13 protein-coding genes are annotated in these 15,471 nt (G+C 68.0%); 2 read left to right on the plus strand and 11 right to left on the minus strand.

Annotated features, from left to right (window positions below):
* Positions 1–5: 5 nt before the first annotated feature.
* From EL338_RS17915 to EL338_RS26600, 5 genes are all read right to left on the minus strand, one after another.
* Entirely contained in the window at positions 6–2,312 is a 2,307-nt protein-coding gene (locus EL338_RS17915) for a molybdopterin dinucleotide binding domain-containing protein (protein WP_126334981.1), read from the minus strand.
* Positions 2,309–3,544, minus strand: a complete 1,236-nt coding sequence (locus tag EL338_RS17920; RefSeq protein WP_126334982.1) for a cytochrome P450 — start codon at positions 3,542–3,544, stop codon at positions 2,309–2,311. Before EL338_RS17920 ends, EL338_RS17915 begins: the two co-directional genes overlap by 4 nt.
* 112 nt (positions 3,545–3,656) lie before the next feature.
* Positions 3,657–4,466, minus strand: coding sequence for an enoyl-CoA hydratase/isomerase family protein (locus tag EL338_RS17925; RefSeq protein WP_126334983.1), 810 nt, complete (start codon positions 4,464–4,466; stop codon positions 3,657–3,659).
* Positions 4,467–4,489: 23 nt separating this feature from the next.
* A complete protein-coding gene (locus tag EL338_RS17930; protein ID WP_126334984.1) occupies positions 4,490–5,665 on the minus strand; it encodes a thiolase C-terminal domain-containing protein in 1,176 nt (391 codons plus the stop codon).
* A gap of 46 nt (positions 5,666–5,711) precedes the next feature.
* Positions 5,712–6,473 carry a Zn-ribbon domain-containing OB-fold protein gene (locus tag EL338_RS26600; protein WP_126334985.1) on the minus strand — a complete coding sequence of 254 codons (762 nt, stop codon included), beginning with the start codon at positions 6,471–6,473 and terminating at the stop codon, positions 5,712–5,714.
* A gap of 351 nt (positions 6,474–6,824) precedes the next feature.
* Here EL338_RS26600 and EL338_RS17940 point away from each other — a divergent pair, with 351 nt between their 5' ends.
* Positions 6,825–7,775 (plus strand): PDR/VanB family oxidoreductase, encoded by a 951-nt coding sequence (locus EL338_RS17940; RefSeq protein WP_126334986.1) that lies wholly within the window; start codon positions 6,825–6,827, stop codon positions 7,773–7,775.
* A 1-nt stretch (position 7,776) separates the two neighbouring features.
* Here EL338_RS17940 and EL338_RS17945 read toward each other — a convergent pair whose 3' ends face one another.
* The 3 genes from EL338_RS17945 to EL338_RS17955 all read right to left on the minus strand — a co-directional run bounded on the left by EL338_RS17945 (position 7,777) and on the right by EL338_RS17955 (position 10,537).
* A complete protein-coding gene (locus tag EL338_RS17945; RefSeq protein WP_126334987.1) occupies positions 7,777–8,202 on the minus strand; it encodes an MTB12 C-terminal domain-containing protein in 426 nt (141 codons plus the stop codon).
* A gap of 104 nt (positions 8,203–8,306) precedes the next feature.
* Positions 8,307–9,416: a fatty acid desaturase family protein gene (locus EL338_RS17950; protein WP_179967218.1), complete on the minus strand. Its 1,110-nt coding sequence runs from the start codon at positions 9,414–9,416 to the stop codon at positions 8,307–8,309.
* 47 nt (positions 9,417–9,463) lie between these two features.
* Positions 9,464–10,537 carry a ferredoxin reductase gene (locus tag EL338_RS17955; protein ID WP_126334988.1) on the minus strand — a complete coding sequence of 358 codons (1,074 nt, stop codon included), beginning with the start codon at positions 10,535–10,537 and terminating at the stop codon, positions 9,464–9,466.
* A gap of 72 nt (positions 10,538–10,609) precedes the next feature.
* On the opposite strand from EL338_RS17955, the gene EL338_RS17960 reads away from it, so the two are divergent.
* Positions 10,610–11,296: a TetR family transcriptional regulator gene (locus EL338_RS17960; protein ID WP_126334989.1), complete on the plus strand. Its 687-nt coding sequence runs from the start codon at positions 10,610–10,612 to the stop codon at positions 11,294–11,296.
* Here EL338_RS17960 and EL338_RS17965 read toward each other — a convergent pair whose 3' ends face one another.
* The 3 genes from EL338_RS17965 to EL338_RS17975 all read right to left on the minus strand — a co-directional run bounded on the left by EL338_RS17965 (position 11,297) and on the right by EL338_RS17975 (position 15,466).
* Positions 11,297–12,130: a pseudouridine synthase gene (locus EL338_RS17965; RefSeq protein WP_372943234.1), complete on the minus strand. Its 834-nt coding sequence runs from the start codon at positions 12,128–12,130 to the stop codon at positions 11,297–11,299.
* Positions 12,131–12,158: 28 nt separating this feature from the next.
* Positions 12,159–13,898 carry a glycerol-3-phosphate dehydrogenase/oxidase gene (locus tag EL338_RS17970; protein ID WP_126334990.1) on the minus strand — a complete coding sequence of 580 codons (1,740 nt, stop codon included), beginning with the start codon at positions 13,896–13,898 and terminating at the stop codon, positions 12,159–12,161.
* 155 nt (positions 13,899–14,053) lie between these two features.
* On the minus strand, positions 14,054–15,466 hold the full coding sequence (locus EL338_RS17975) for an NAD(P)H-quinone dehydrogenase (RefSeq protein ID WP_126334991.1): 1,413 nt from the start codon (positions 15,464–15,466) through the stop codon (positions 14,054–14,056).
* Positions 15,467–15,471: the final 5 nt, after the last annotated feature.

The following is a 15,471-nucleotide window of genomic DNA, read 5'->3' on the forward strand; positions in this document are numbered from 1 at the left end:
GAACGCTAGTTTCCGACGAGTGCTGCCGCGGCACTGCGGCGGGGACCGCGCCGGGAAGCGAGTTCGATCCGGGTGACCTCGACGCGAACGCCGTTGAAGATCGGCGACCCGGTCAACGGTTCGAGTTCGTCGGTGTCGTCGATCAGCGCGTTGTAGTTGGTGCCCGGCGCGGCGGCGGCCTGCGTGATCGCCAGACCCGGGCCGGTGTGGCCCCACCCGTGCGGCATGCTCACCACGCCCGGCCGTACCACCGGGTCGATGCGGATCTCCGCCTGTACGGTTGCCGTCGGCGACGTGACGTCGACGAGGTCGCCGTCGACCAGGGTGCGCTGCTGCGCATCGTCGGGATGCATGAGCAGCGCGCACTGCCCGGAGTCGGGTTGCGGCAGCGCGTTGTGCAGCCAGGAGTTCATGCCGCGGGTCTGGCGCCGGTTGATCAGCAGCAGCCCTTCGGCCGGTCGGTTCAGCCGCTCGCGCAATCGCGGTAGGTCGTCGGTGATCAGGGTCGGGGCCAGGTCGATGCGGCCGGTAGGGGTGCGCAGCACCTCGGGTAGCCGGGGTTTGAGCGGCCCGTAGTCGATGCCGTTGGGATTCGCCTCGAGCAGCGCCAGCGTCAGGCCACCCGGATCGGCGCCGAACCGGTCGCCGTAGGGGCCGCTGCGCAGCCGCAGGTCGAGCAAGCGCAGCGGTCCGGTGCGGCCGGCGGTTGCCGCCAGCGCCTGTTCGGTGTCGCAGCCGGCGAGTTTGGCGGCCCGCCGCACGGCGACGGCCGCCACCCGGTCGTCCATGTCGGCGATGGTGAGCTCGGTGGTGCGGGTCGCCGCGGCGGCCAGCCGCAGCATGATCTGCCATTCGGCCATTTCGTCGTCGGCGAGGCCCAGCAGCGGCGGGCTGTACCGGGCGACATTGCGGATCTGGAAATGCGACAGGGTGACGTCGTGGTGGCCCTTGGTGGTCAGTGGTGGCGGCGGCAGGATGACGTCGGCGTAGCGGGTCGTCTCGTTGAGATAGCAGTCGATCGACACCATGAACTCGACGTCGGCGAGTGCCCGTTCGACCGCGGCGCTGTTGGGTACCGAGCGGGCCGGATTACCGGCGATGGTGATCAGCGCCCGGATCTGACCCTCGCCCGGGGTGAGGATCTCATCGGCGAACACCGACGCCGGCAGTTCACCCATCGCTTCCGGCAGGTCCCGCACCCGGGAGCGCCACCGGTCGAACGTCAGCCGCGGCGTCCCTGTGACCGGCCAGGTGTTCTGACCGCCGCACGGTGGCAACGCGAACATCGCCCCACCCGGCCGGTCCAGGTTTCCGGTGACCGTCGTCAGCACCTCGACCAGCCAGTTGGCCAGCGTGCCGAACTCCTGCATACAGGTTCCGATGCGCGAGTGCGCAACCGCCGACGGTGCCGCGGCGAAGCCCCGCGCCACCCGGTAGATGATCTCGACGTCGATACCGCAGGCGGCCGCAGCGGCCGCCGGAGAGAAGTCGCGGGCCAGTGCCAGCGCGGTACCCACCCCGTCGACGACGTCCGGGATCCGGTCCGGCCGGCTGAGCTCTTCGGCGGCGATGACGGCCAGCACCCCGAGCAAAAACAGCGCGTCAGTGCCCGGCAGGATCGGCACGTGCAGGTCGGCGGCCTCGGCGGTGCGGGTCCGCGCGGGGTCGACGACCACCAGCGTGCCGCCGCGGTCCCGCAACGCCTGCAGCCGGTCGGCGATGCCCGGGGCGGTCACCGTACTGCCGTTGGATACCAACGGATTTGATCCGAGGATCAGCAGATAGTCGGTGCGGTCGAGGTCCGGCAGCGTCAGACCGAGCCCGGTTCCGTAAAGCAGGATGTGCGCGAGGTTCTTCGGCCAGGTGTCGATGCTGGCCGGGGAGAACACCGCGCGGGTGCCCAGGGCGCCGACCAACTCGCCGAGGTAGAAGGTGGAGTCGAGGTGGTGGGCGGCCGGATTGCCGTGGTACACCGCGCAGGTGCCGGGATTGTCGGTGACGTAAGCCGGAAGCCGCCGGTCGATCTCGGCGAAGGCCTCCTCCCAGCTGGCGACCCGGAACTCCCCGGCCGGGGTCTTGAGCAACGGGGTCCGGATCCGATCTAGGTCGTTTTCCACCCGGCCCAGGCCCAGCCCCTTGGCGCAGGAGTGGCCACGGCTGAAGAGGTCGTCGTCGTTGGCCCACACGCCGGTCACCGAGCGGCCCTGCATCTCGAAGATCAGACCGCAGGTGGCCTCGCAGAGCGGACAGATGCGGTGGCCGGTCCCAATCGAATTCGGGTCGGTCGTACTCGGGTCAGGAACCTGCGTCATACCGCTTCCGGAGTGAACACGATCGGCAATTGCAGCACCCCACGGATCTGGGTGGCCTGCGAGATCGTCGGCTTCGTGGTTTCGACGCGGTAGTCGGGGATCCTGCGGTGTAGTTCCTCAAGCGTGACCGACATTTCGATGCGCGCCAGGTGCGAACCGATACATCGATGGGGTCCGGCGCCGAAGGCCAAGTGCCGGTTGGGGCTGCGGTCGATGCGCACGGCTCCGGGCTGGTCGAACTCACGGGTGTCGCGGTTCACCGCGCCCAGACTGACGATCAGCTGATCACCGGCCTTCATGTGGACTCCGCCGACTTCGACATCGCGCATGACGCGCCGGCCCGCGGAGACCGCCGCCTCGATCCGAAGCATCTCCTCGACCGCTTGGGGCAACAGGTTGGGATCATCGATGAGGCGCTGCCGCTCATCGGACCGGCCGGATAGGTGCATCACGCTCCACGCCAAGCTGCCCTGCACGGTGTGCAATCCGGCGATCAGCAGCAGTAGGAACATCCGGCACAGTTCCTCGTCGGTGAGTGCACGCGTGCCGTCGGCCGTTGGCAGCGGGGTGTTGATGATCCGGGTGGTGATGTCGTCGTGATCGTTGCGGGCCCGGCGGTCGGCCACCACGTTGGCGAAGTAGCCGAACATCTGTTGCGCCGCCTCCTGGCGTACGGCGACGTTTTCCTCCTCGGTGAGGCCGGGCTTGCCGAACATGTTGACGTGAGTGGCCTCGCTGAACAGCTCCGCATCCTCGACCGGCCACCCCATCAGTTTCAGGAACACCGTGGCCGGCAGCTGGTGGGCGAACTCGGAGATGAACTCGGCCGAACCGCGCGCAGCGAAACCGTCGATCAACCGGTTCACCGTGGTCCGGATCTCCGGCTCCAGGGCCCGCATCCGGGTCGGGCTGAACAGCGGCAGTAACACCTGGCGGTAGGCGGTGTGCTCCGGTGGATCCAGTTCGACGGGGATGAATTTGCCGTCGCCGGCGTCGTACAGGTTGTTCGGATAGCTCGAAAAGGTGGCCGTGTCGCGCAGAACGCTGTGCGCTTCTTCGTAACCGGTCACGATCCAGTGCCCGCCATGGGCGGTGGAGTAGACCACCGGCCCCCGCGCCGCAAGGTCCCCGATCAGCTCGTTGTACCGGTCCACCGCCCCGGCGTTGGCCGGATCGTAGATGTCGAAATCCGTGACGAGGTGTTGCGGTGGCCGAGTGACGCTCTTGGTCATCAGGAACCTTCCCTGGTTTGCAGCAGAGCCATTGGACAAACCTTATAGAATTAGGTAAACGTGGTCAAGCTCACTTTGCCGGCCGCGTGCGTCCTGCGTCATACAGCTTCGGTCATCGGTTCTGGTATTCCGCTGGGCGCTTCTCCAGGAACGCGGCCACGGCCTCGCGGTGGTCCTTGGTCGAGGCAGCCAGAATCTGGGTGCGGTTCTCCAATTCCACACCACCGCGCAGGCTCGTGGTCTCGAGATTGGCCCACAACACTTCCTTGGTCATCCACACACCGAAGGGGCTGTTCTCCGCGATCGCCGAGCCACGGTCCAGAGCCGTCTCGAGCAGCTTGTCGTCGGGCACCACCGCAGAGACGATGCCAATTTGTTCCGCCTCCTCGGCATCGACGGATTTCGCCGTCAGCAGCAAATCCGCCGCTCGGGAGAAGCCGATCATCCGCGGCAGCAGCCAGCTGACGCCGATATCGCAGTTGCTCAGCCCACGTTTCACGAAAGAAGGGTGAAATACGGTGGAGGAACCAGCAATTCGGATGTCGCATAGCAAGGCCAGTGCCATGCCGCCCCCAGCCGCCGCACCATTGACCGCGGCGATGATCGGAGCCCGCACCCGGCGAAGCGCCTCACTGAGTTCGGCGATGTGCTTCTGGACCCGAAGGCTCGCCTGTATCCGGCCCTCACTGCCCTCGGGTACGCCCTGCGGTGTGCCGTAGCCACGCAGATCGAGCCCCGCACAGAAGACCCGACCCGCCCCGGTGAGCACGACCGCTCGTATCCGAGCATCGTCACGGATCCCCCGCAGGACGTCGTGGAGTTCATCGATCACCTCGGCATTCATGGCATTGAGCGCCTCGGGCCGATTGAGCCGCAGCACCAGAATGCCGGGCCGTGGTTCCTCTACCTCGATCGATGGCATGGCAATTCCTCTCTGCTAACGCGTCACAAAGTTGCGGCGGAACCGAACATGGTGGCGCTGACGAAGGGTGCCACCGGCCCACCGAGCAACAACGACACCTCCGCGCCCTTGACTTGGTTGGGTGAGGATCCGCGCACCTGTCGAACCGCCTCGACCGCCATGCCGATGCCGTGCACGAAACCCTCGGCGATGTTCCCGCCGGCGGTGTTGATCGGCAGCTTGCCGCCGTCGGCCAGCAGATTGGGCAATGTCATGAACTCACCGGCAGCCGAACCGGCCGGACACAAACCGAAATCGATCAGCGATGCCACAGCGGGTCCACTGAAGTTCTCGTAGACCTGCACGACGTCGACGTCGCCGGCCTTCACCTCCGCCGAATTCCACAGCCGCGACACCATCGCGGGATGAAAACCGGCGCTCGTGTAGTTGTCCTCGTTCTCGATCGACTCCCCCCACCCGCGCCCGGCGCCCTGTACGCCGGCCAGGACGTACGCTGGAACGCTGGCAAAGTCCCGGGCACGCTCCGCTGAAACAATGAGAAGCGCACTGGCGGCGTCATTTTCCCGGGAACAGTCGAACAGATGTAATGGCTCGGCAACCCAGCGTGAGGACTCGTAGGTCTCGGAGTCCAAGGGCTTGCCGTAGGCCACCGCTGCCGGATTGTTCTGCGCATGCTGGTACGACGCCATCACCAGCGCCTTCATTGCCGACGGCGGAACCCCGTCGATCTCCAATAGGCGCTGCGTCCGCATCGCACAGACCTGCGCCGGAGCGACAATACCGTGCGCACTGAGCAACGGCGGGAAATGCCCTTTGCCGTAGCTGCCCCGGCCGTCGTCCGCCTCGGTGATGCCGCGGTAAACGACGACGCAGTCCGCTTGTCCGGCGGCCACGGCCGTAGCCGCTGCGTTGACGGCGGCTGCCACGCCCCCACCGCCGCCACCCCACACCATCGTTGACCAACGAATCTCGTTCACGCCCAAGGTAGTACCGACGACGGGACCTTCGGACCGATCATTCGCGTAGGAAACGAACCCGTCGATCTGACGCGGATCAACACCGGCGTCGGAGCAGGCAGCCAAAATGGCCTCGAGAATGAGCGTGAGAGCAGACTTGTCGCTGTCCCCCCGCTTGCGGTACGGCGTACTGCCGATGCCGACAACGGCAGCTTTACCGCGCAGTGTCCGGTTCGTACTCATCGCTTTCCAGGCCTTCCGAGTCGGAGTTCTCCATTGCCGGCGCTCGTCACGTCAGCCGCCAACGCAACACCGGCCACCCCTCCGGCGACCAGGGGGGCTCGATTTCTGCACGCACGCCTTGACCGATCTTGGGGTCAACTCCGTCGGCGTCGAGTAGCACTCCGAGCAAGCGCCGATTGCCGGCCTGCGGCAACTCGGCCACCACCGTGACGAAGGGCAGGTGGCCCGAGAATTCCGGTGTGAACGGCTGCCAGGTCCTAGTCCACGAGTAGATGGTGCCGGTTGGTTCCACTGGGGTCCAGGTGAGCGCGAAGCGGTGACAACGCGGGCAAATGGGCCGCGGCGGCCAGACGAAGTTCTCGCATCCCTCGCATTGCGGCACGCGTAACTCGCCCACGCGCAGGCCTTCCCAGAACGGGGTATCCAAGCCGTCCTCGGCCGGCCCGGTATCGGCCATCTGCGGCGGTGTGTCCGGCAGATTTCGCACCTCGGTGACAACCCAGCCCTTGGGGATCTCGATCCACCGGGCGCGCAGGACGGTGCCAGTCCCATCGGCCGCCATGTACCGGGTCACCGCCGCGACGATGCCGTTGCCCTCAGGGGCGATGTTCAGAAGTTCCGAGGAAACCAGGTTCGGCGGAAGTTTGGCCATGCGAATCAGCTGTCCGATGCGGTCCGGCCGGAAATCGTCCAGCACGGTTCGGTTATCGCCCTCGACCGTGGCGCGACTGTGCTCGCGAACCAGTCGGACGAGATCGTGTGGGACTCCGTCCGCGACGGTCCCCGGCTTCACATCTAGGTCTGTCATCGCATCTCCCGGTGTGTTAGCGGTTGCCACCAAACACTTCGTCAATACGGGTGGGAGCAGCGCCAGACGCACCGGTGGCCCTCGCCCGCAACCCGCCGCCTCGACCCTTCCAGGTCCGCTGCTGGGCGGGACCTGTTGTCAAGGTGGCGTCTGGCTGCAATCTAACTACTGAAGGTTATCGGGTCAAGCGTTGACCCCGCCGAAACACCGCCGGCCCCACCGTGAAAGGCGACAGATCACGGCTATTCACTGGACGTTCGCCCGCCGTCCTGCGCCGAACGGCCGGGCCGCCGAAGATCAGTCCGCACTCAAGCGTGGACGGATCTTTATCTAATGGCGTAAGGTTACAAGATGGGCGAAACCGAGATGGACACCACGATTGCCCGGCGGGAGGAACTCTCGGACGGGGTCGTGCGGATCACGCTGAAGCGTGGCGATGACCGGCGTTTCCCGACGTGGCTCCCGGGGGCTCACGTCGATCTGGTGCTGGAAGCCGATCTCGTCCGTCAGTACTCGCTGTGTAGCGACCCAGAAGACCGCTCGACCCTCGAAGTCGCGGTCCTCCGCGAACCGTGCAGCCGAGGCGGATCAGCGTATGTACACGACAAGTTGCTCCCCGGCGATTCCGTCCGGATTCGCGGGCCCCGCAATCACTTTCCACTGATTGACGCTGCCGAATACCTCTTCATAGCCGGCGGTATCGGCATCACTCCGATCCTGCCGATGGTGCGCGGGATTGCGCAGTCCGAGAAGCCGTGGCGGTTGTTCTACGGCGGCCGTTCGCGTACGTCAATGCCGTTCCTGGCGGATCTCATCGACCGTCATGGCGACCACGTGGACATCCGAGCGCAGGACGAAGCCGGACTACTCGACCTCGATACTGCGTTGGGCGCCCCCCGAGAAGGCGTGGCCATCTACTGCTGCGGACCGGAGGGGCTGCTAAAGGCCGTGGAGGAGCGCTGCCGACTATGGCCCCCGGGAGCCCTGCATGTGGAGCGGTTCGCGCCCAAGGTCGCGGACCCCGCCGCCCGCGCCGCGTCGTTCCAGCTCGAGTTGGCGCGCTCGGGGCAAACCCTCACGGTGCCGGCGAACCGGACCATTGTCGACGTCATGGACGAAGCGGGTATCACCGTGCCGGTCTCATGCCGGGAAGGCACCTGCGGAACCTGTGAAACCGCCGTATTGGCTGGCGCTCCGGACCATCGCGACTCGATCTTGACAGAGGACGAGCGCGCGGCCAACGACGTGATGTTCGTCTGCGTATCGCGCAGTAACACCGACGTGCTGCGGATCGACCGCTGACTCAGACGGTGCACTCGGTGGCCGCGACCTGGGTGGCGATCACGCAGGCCGAGGCGTTGGACAGCTTCCAGTCGCCGTCCTGCTGCACCCAGTAGATGTCGTGCGTGCGGGTTCCCATGACCGGCACCGTCACCGCCAGCTGGGCGTCCACCCGGTCGCCATTGACGGTCGGGTTCTGCACCCGCCAGTCGAACAGCGCCGAGTAGCGGTTCATCTGGTTGGCGATGTTGTTGGCAGTCGGCACGGCGGCCTGCCCACCCTGCAGCTTGGCGGCACGCTCGGCGTCGGAGGCCCCGGTGTTGAGGACCACCTGCAGATCCGAGGTCAGCTGATCGGCGCTCGGCGCGCCCGGGTCGGCCGCGGCCAGCCCGGCTCCGCCGAAGGCGCCCGCGCCCAAGATCGCCATCGCCGCAATTGCCGCACGCATCACGTCCACACACCTCTCGCCTGGTCAGGTCCGGGCTCACCCAAGCACCTCGGGGTCCGCGCGGCAAGACCTACGTGCCGTCGTCGGCCGCCGGGTGGGGTGGGTCAGGGCAGCGCCAGACGGACGATCTTGCGCACCACCGAGGCGAACTGCTTGGGCAGCGAGCCGGAGTTGTACGGGATCCCGTAGCGCCGGCAGATGTCGCGGACCTCGCCGGAGATCTCGGCGTAGCGGTGCGCGGGGAGGTCCGGGAACAGGTGATGCTCGATCTGGAAGGACAGGTTGCCGCTGAGGATGTGGAACAGCTTGCCGCCGGTCAGGTTCGCCGAGCCGAGGATCTGCCGGAAGTACCACTGCCCACGCGTCTCGGCCTTGGTCTCCTCGATGGAGAACTCCTGGGTGCCGGCCGGGAAGTGCCCGCAGAAGATGATCATGAACGCCCAGACGTTGCGCATCAGGTTGGCCGTCAGGTTGCCGGCGAAGACGAACGGCGCGAACGGGCCGGCCAGCAGCGGGAAGGCCACATAGTCCTTCAGCGTCTGCTTCTTGGTCTTGCGCCAGATCTCCTTGAGCACTTCACGTTTGTCGCCGACGGAGATCTCCCCGGCACGGATGCGCTCGGTCTCCATCTCGTGCAGCGCCACGCCGTACTGGAACAGCACCATCAGCAGGAACGCGTAGACCGGGTTGCCCAGGTAGTAGGGACTCCACTTCTGGTCCTTGCTCATCCGCAGGATGCCGTAGCCGATGTCGCGGTCCATGTCGACGATGTTGGTGTAGGTGTGGTGCATGTAGTTGTGCGAGTGCCGCCAGTGCTCGGCGGGGCAGGCGGTGTCCCACTCGAAGACGCGGCCCTGCAGCGCCGGATCGCCCATCCAGTCGTACTGGCCGTGCATGACGTTGTGGCCGATCTCCATGTTGTCGATGATCTTGCTCAGGCCGAGCAGCGCCGTGGCGACGGGCCACAGCGGCGGCAGGTACAGCAGTGCGCGGCCGCCGATCTCGAGTCCGCGCTGGGCCTTGACCATGCGGCGGATGTAGTCGGCGTCGCGCTCGCCGAGGTCGGCGATCACGCGTTCCTTGATGGCGTCGAGTTCGGCGCCGAAGGCCTCGACCTGTTCGGCGCTCATGCGCACGGTCGTGCCGTCGACGGTCTTCTCGAGAGTGCGTTCGACGGGGGTGGGTTCGACGGGGGTGGTCAGGGCGATGGTCATGATGAGCCTCCTTGCTCAGAGCGCGATGTGTTCAGAGTGCGATGTACTCAGAGCGCGATGTCGACGTCGCCGACGGGAACCGAGACGCAGATCCGCACGTCCTCGTCGTCGGCGGTGGACACCGCGCCGGTGGTCAGGTTCTTCACCGCGCCGCGGGTCTTGCGGCGGGTGCAGGTGTTGCAGATGCCCATCCGGCATCCGCTCTGCGGCTGCAGTCCGGCGTCCTCGGCCTGTTGCAGCAGCGGGCGGCCGTCGTCGTCGACGGAGACGGCGCTGTCGGTGAACGACACCCGGCCGCCGGAGGCCTCCGCGGGGACGGCGAAGACCGGCGGCACGAAGCTTTCCGAGCGGGCCGACGGGTGGTGGGCACGGACCGCGTCGACCAGGCCCTGCGGTCCGCAGACGTACACCGCATCGGGGTCGGCCATGGCGGCGTCCAGGTGTCCGGCGTCGAGACGACCGACCAGGTCGCCTCCCTCGACGCGCGTGTAACCCAACAGCACCCGGACATCGCCCATCGCCGCCAGTTCGCGGGCGTAGCTGACGTCCTCGGGGCCGCGGGCGTAGTGCACGAACGCGATGTCGGTCGCGGTGCCCCGGGCCCGCAGCGTCCGCAGCATCGAGAGCACCGGCGTGATGCCACTGCCGCCCGAGACCAGCAGGACCCGCTGGGCGGCGGGGTCCAGGGTGAAGTCGCCGGCCGGGGCGCCCAGGCCCACGACCAGGCCCGCCCGTGCGTGGTCGTAGAGGTACGAGGACACCAATCCGCCCTCGTGGCGGCCCATCGTGAGTTCGATCAGCCCGGCGTTCTCGCCGTTGGCCGGCGAGTAGCACCGGGTGTGGCGTCGGCCGTCGATCTCGACAGTGAGGTTGATGTGCTGGCCGGCCCGGAATCCGGCGAACATCCGTTCGCCCAACCGGTTCGGTTCCAGCGTCAGGGTGACACTGCGGGAGGTCTGCCGCCGCACCGCCAGCACCGTGGCCCTGGCCTCGCGATTCGTCCAGGCCGGGTCCACGAGCTCGGTGTAGCTGTCCACGCCGTGCGGCCCGGTCAGCACGCTCATCAGCGGCGATCGCAGCAGCTTGTCCCGCAGTCGGGGCTTACGTGTTTCGGTGAACATGTGTACACCGTGCGGCAGTCGACGGCCTCCCGTCAATGAAAAATCAACCCACTGTGGTAGGTTTCACATTCAGTGAACAGTCGTACTCCCAAATCACATACGTCGCGGTCCGGGCGCTCCCGCGGGTCGCGATCCCGCGACGTCGTCTCCCGGATCGAGCGCAAGGAGGCCACCCGGCGCGCCATCGTCGACGCGGCGCTCAAACTGCTCGCCGAGGACAGCTTCAGCGCGCTGAGCCTGCGCGAGGTCGCCCGGGAGGCCGGCATCGCCCCGACGGCGTTCTACCGGCACTTCGACTCCATGGAGGCCCTGGGCCTGGTCCTCATCGACGAGTCCTTCCGCACCCTGCGCGACATGCTGCGCGGGGCGCGCGCCGGCAAGCTGGACCCGACCCGCACCATCGACTCGTCGGTGGACATCGTGATCAGCGGCATCACCGAACGCCCCGAGCACTGGCGGTTCATCACCCGCGAGCGCTCCAGCGGGGTCGCGGTGCTGCGCTACGCGATCCGCACCGAGATCCGGTTGATCACCTCGGAGTTGGCCATCGACCTGGCCCGCTTCCCCGGCCTGTCGGAGTGGAGCAGCGAGGATCTCAACATCCTGGCGATGCTGTTCGTCAACGCGATGATCTCCATCGCCGAGGTTCTGGAGGACACCTCCGATCCCGCGGCCATCGAGGAGATCCGGCGCACCGCCATCCGGCAGTTGCGGATGATCACCGTGGGCGTGATCGGATGGCGCGCGGGCGGCGAGTGATCACGGCCGCCGTTCGGTGACGAAACGGCGGACCTGGCCGGTGAGTGGATCCTCGAATTCCAACGACTGCGCCACCAGCCGCAGCGGTGTCGAGAAGTCCCCGGGCGCAACGTCTTCGATGTTCGGGTACAACGGATCGCCGGCGATCGGCACCCCGAGCGAGGCCATGTGCACCCGCAGCTGATGCGTCCGCCCGGTCCGCGGGGTCAGTAGGTAGGTGTCGGTGCCGACGGTTTCGACGAGGGTTTCGGCGTTCGGCTCGCCGGGTTCGACGACGGCCTGCAATTCCCCGCGGCGCTTGACGATCCGGTCGCGGATCACCGTCGGCAGGGGCCGCCGCGGAATGCCGTGCGCCACCGCGAGGTAACGCTTGCGCACCGCGCCGCGGGCGAACATCGTCTGGTATGCGCCGCGGACCTCGCGGCGCGCGGTGAACAGCAGCACGCCGGCGGTCAGCCGGTCCAGGCGGTGCGCCGGGCTGAGTTCGTCGAGGCCCAGCTCCCGACGCAGCCGCACCAGCGCGGTCTGCGCGACGTGCGCCCCGCGCGGCATGGTCGCCAGGAAGTGCGGCTTGTCCACCACCACGATGTCGTTGTCGCGGTGCAGGATCGGGATGTCGAACGGGACCTCGACCTCCTCGGGCAGATCCCGGTACAGGTAGACGTGCGAATTGGGCGGCAGCACCGTGCCGGGAGTGACGACACTGCCGTCGGCGGCGCGCACTTCGCCGGCGAGCACCTTGGCCGCGGCGGCCTCGCCGAACCGGTCGGCCAACTCCACCAGCACGGCGCCGCCGCGCAGCCGCACGCGGGCCGGCCCCAGACCGTCCCGCACGGGCAGCGGCGCGGGATTGCGCCGGCGGCTAATTGAGCGGTACCGGTTCGAGGATCTCGGCGCGCGCCTCCGGGGCCGAGGCCCGCAGCGCGTCGGCCGACTCGTCGTCGGGTTGCGCCTGCGATTGCACCTCGGCCTCGACCCGCGCGATGTAGGTCGCCACCTCGCGCTCCACGTCGGCCTCGGTCCAGCCCAGATACGGCGCCACCACCTCGGCGACCTCGCGCGCGCAATCCACGCCGCGGTGCGGATATTCGATGGAGATCCGCATCCGCCGGGCCAGGATGTCCTCGAGGTGCAGCGCCCCCTCGGCGGCGGCCGCATAGGCCGCCTCGACCTTGAGGTACACCGGCGCCTCGGCCAGCGGCTCCAACAGTTCCCGGTCCTCGGCCGCGAGCGCGAGCACCTCGTCGATCAGGGCGCCGTAGCGGTCCAGCAGGTGACGAATCCGGTACGGGTGCAGGCCGTTTCGCTGCCCGACGTGTTCGGTCTGGTTGATCAGCGCGAAGTAGCCGTCGGCGCCGACCAGCGGCACCTTCTCGGTGATCGACGGCGCCACCCGGGTGGGGACGAATTCGGCGGCCGCGTCGATCGCGTCGGCGGCCATCACCCGGTAGGTGGTGTACTTGCCGCCGGCGATCGCCACCAGCCCGGGCGCGGGTACCGCCACGGCGTGTTCGCGGGACAGCTTGGAGGTGTCGTCGCTCTCGCCGGCCAGCAGCGGCCGCAGCCCCGCGTAGACGCCGTCGATGTCGTCGTGGCTCAGCGGGGTCGCCAGCACGGTGTTGACGTGGTCCAGGATGTAGTCGATGTCGGCCTTGGTGGCCGCCGGGTGCGCGAGATCCAGATTCCAGTCGGTGTCGGTGGTCCCGATGATCCAGTGTGTCCCCCACGGGATCACGAACAGCACCGATTTCTCGGTGCGCAGGATGATGGCGACCTCGCTGACGATGCGGTCCCGCGGGACCACGATGTGCACCCCCTTGGAGGCGCGCACCCGAAAACGGCCGCGCTGCTTGGACAACGCCTGGATCTCGTCGGTCCACACCCCGGTGGCGTTGACCACGACGTGGCCGTGCACCTCGGTGACCGATCCGTCCTCGGAGTCGCGGATGCGCACCCCGATGACGCGATCGCCCTCCCGCAGCAGCGCCACCACCTGCGTCGAGGTCCGCACCACCGCCCCGTAGTGGGCCGCGGTGCGGGCCACCGTCATGGTGTGGCGGGCGTCGTCGACCACGGTGTCGTAGTAGCGGATGCCGCCGATCAGCGAGCTGCGCTTGAGCCCGGGCGCCAGCCGCAGCGCGCCCGACTTCGTCAGATGCTTCTGTGCGGGAACGGATTTCGCGCCGCCGAGCTGGTCGTAGAGGAAGATGCCCGCCGCGACGTACGGCCTTTCCCACCAGCGGTTGGTCAGCGGGAACAGGAACGGCAGCGGCTTGACCAGATGCGGGGCCAGCGTCGTCAGCGACAGTTCGCGCTCGTAGAGCGCCTCGCGCACCAGCCCGAATTCGAGTTGCTCGAGGTAGCGCAGCCCGCCGTGGAACATCTTCGAGGATCGGCTCGAGGTTCCCGAGGCGAAGTCGCGCGCCTCGACCAGCGCGACCCGCAGGCCGCGGGTGGCCGCATCCAGCGCGGCCCCGGCGCCCACCACGCCGCCGCCGATGACGACGACGTCGAATTGCTCGGCGCCCAGGCGTTCCCACGCCTTGGCGCGCTGGGCGGGGTTGATCGCGGCGGCCGTCTCCGGCCCGGCTGCGTCGTTCACGCGTGCTCCTAGCTGCTGGGGGCTACTCGGGGCAGTACCGCAACTCAGGTTACGTGCTGTCCGCGCCGAGTGTGGCCCGTGAGCGTGCGCAGAACCGGGGTGGACGACGGCGTGTCCGCCGGGGACTCGCACATTCGCGGCAAGGGGAACCGGCCTCAGTCGAGGTCGTCGTGGGCCATCAGGCGCCGGGCGGCCTCCACGATCGACCCGGACAGCGACGGGTAGACCGACAGCGTCTGCGCCAGATCCGTCACCGAGATGCGGTTCTGCACCGCCAGCGCGATGGGCAGGATCAGCTCCGAGGCGATCGGCGCCACCACCACCCCGCCGATCACCACGCCGGTGGCCGGGCGGCAGAAGATCTTGACGAAACCGTGCCGCAGCAGCGACATCTTCGCCCGGGCGTTGGTGCTGAACGGCAGCATCAGGGTGCGGGCCGGCACGCTGCCGTTGTCGATCGCGCTCTGCGGAATGCCCACCGCCCCGATCTCCGGGCTGGTGAACGTCGCGGCCGCGACGGTGCGCAGCCGGATCGGCGACACCCCCTCGCCCAGCGCGTGGTACATCGCGATCCGGCCCTGCATGGCCGCCACCGACGCCAGCGGCAGCAGGCCGGTGCAGTCGCCGGCCGCATAGATTCCCGCGGCCGGGGTGCGCGAGACCCGGTCGACGGGGATGTAACCGCCGGGGGCCAACTCGATGCCGACGCGTTCGAGCCCGAGGCCGCTGGTGTTGGGCACCGACCCGACGGTCATCAGGGCGTGGCTGCCCTCGACCCATCGACCGTCCTGCAGGTTGACCCGCACGCCGGTGGCGGTGCGCTCCACCGAGTCGGCGCGGGCATTCTTGACCAGCGTGACACCGCGTTCGGCGAACACCTCCTCGAGCACTGCGGCGGCATCGCTGTCCTCGTGCGGCAGGATCTGATCGCGGCTGGCGACCACGGTGACCGTGACGCCCAGTTCGGTGTAGGCGTGGCAGAACTCGGCGCCGGTCACCCCGGAGCCGACGATGATCAGATGCTCGGGCAGCTCGTCGAGGCCGTAGAGCTGCCGCCAGGTCAGGATCCGCTCGCCGTCGGGTTCGGCATTGGGCAACACCCGCGGCTGCGCCCCCGTCGCGATGAGCACGACGTCGGCCTTGAGCACCGCGGTCCGGCCGTCGTGGCTGGTCACCTTGACGCGGTGGTGCGCCATGCCGCTGACGTCGTCGACCAGCTCGGCGCGCCCGCTGAGGACCTTCACGCCGGTGTTGAGCAACTGGCTGCCGATGTCGGCGGATTGCGAGGCCGCCAGGGTCAGGGCGCGGTTGTTGATCTGGCTGACGTTGATCTTGGCGGCGTCGATGCCGATGTCGAAGCCCAGGCCCTCGGCGCGCCGCAGTTCGGTTCGGACCCCGGTGGAGGCGATGAACGCCTTGGACGGGACGCAGTCGACCAGCACGGCGGCCCCGCCGATACCGTCCGAGTCGACGACGGTGACCTGATTGGCCTCCTTGCCGTAGCCGGCGGCCACCAGCGCCGCCTCGTAGCCGGCCGGTCCACCGCCGATGATCACGATCCGTCTCACGTGCT

Origin of the sequence: Mycolicibacterium chitae, assembly GCF_900637205.1 — a bacterium.
Classification (GTDB): domain Bacteria; phylum Actinomycetota; class Actinomycetes; order Mycobacteriales; family Mycobacteriaceae; genus Mycobacterium; species Mycobacterium chitae.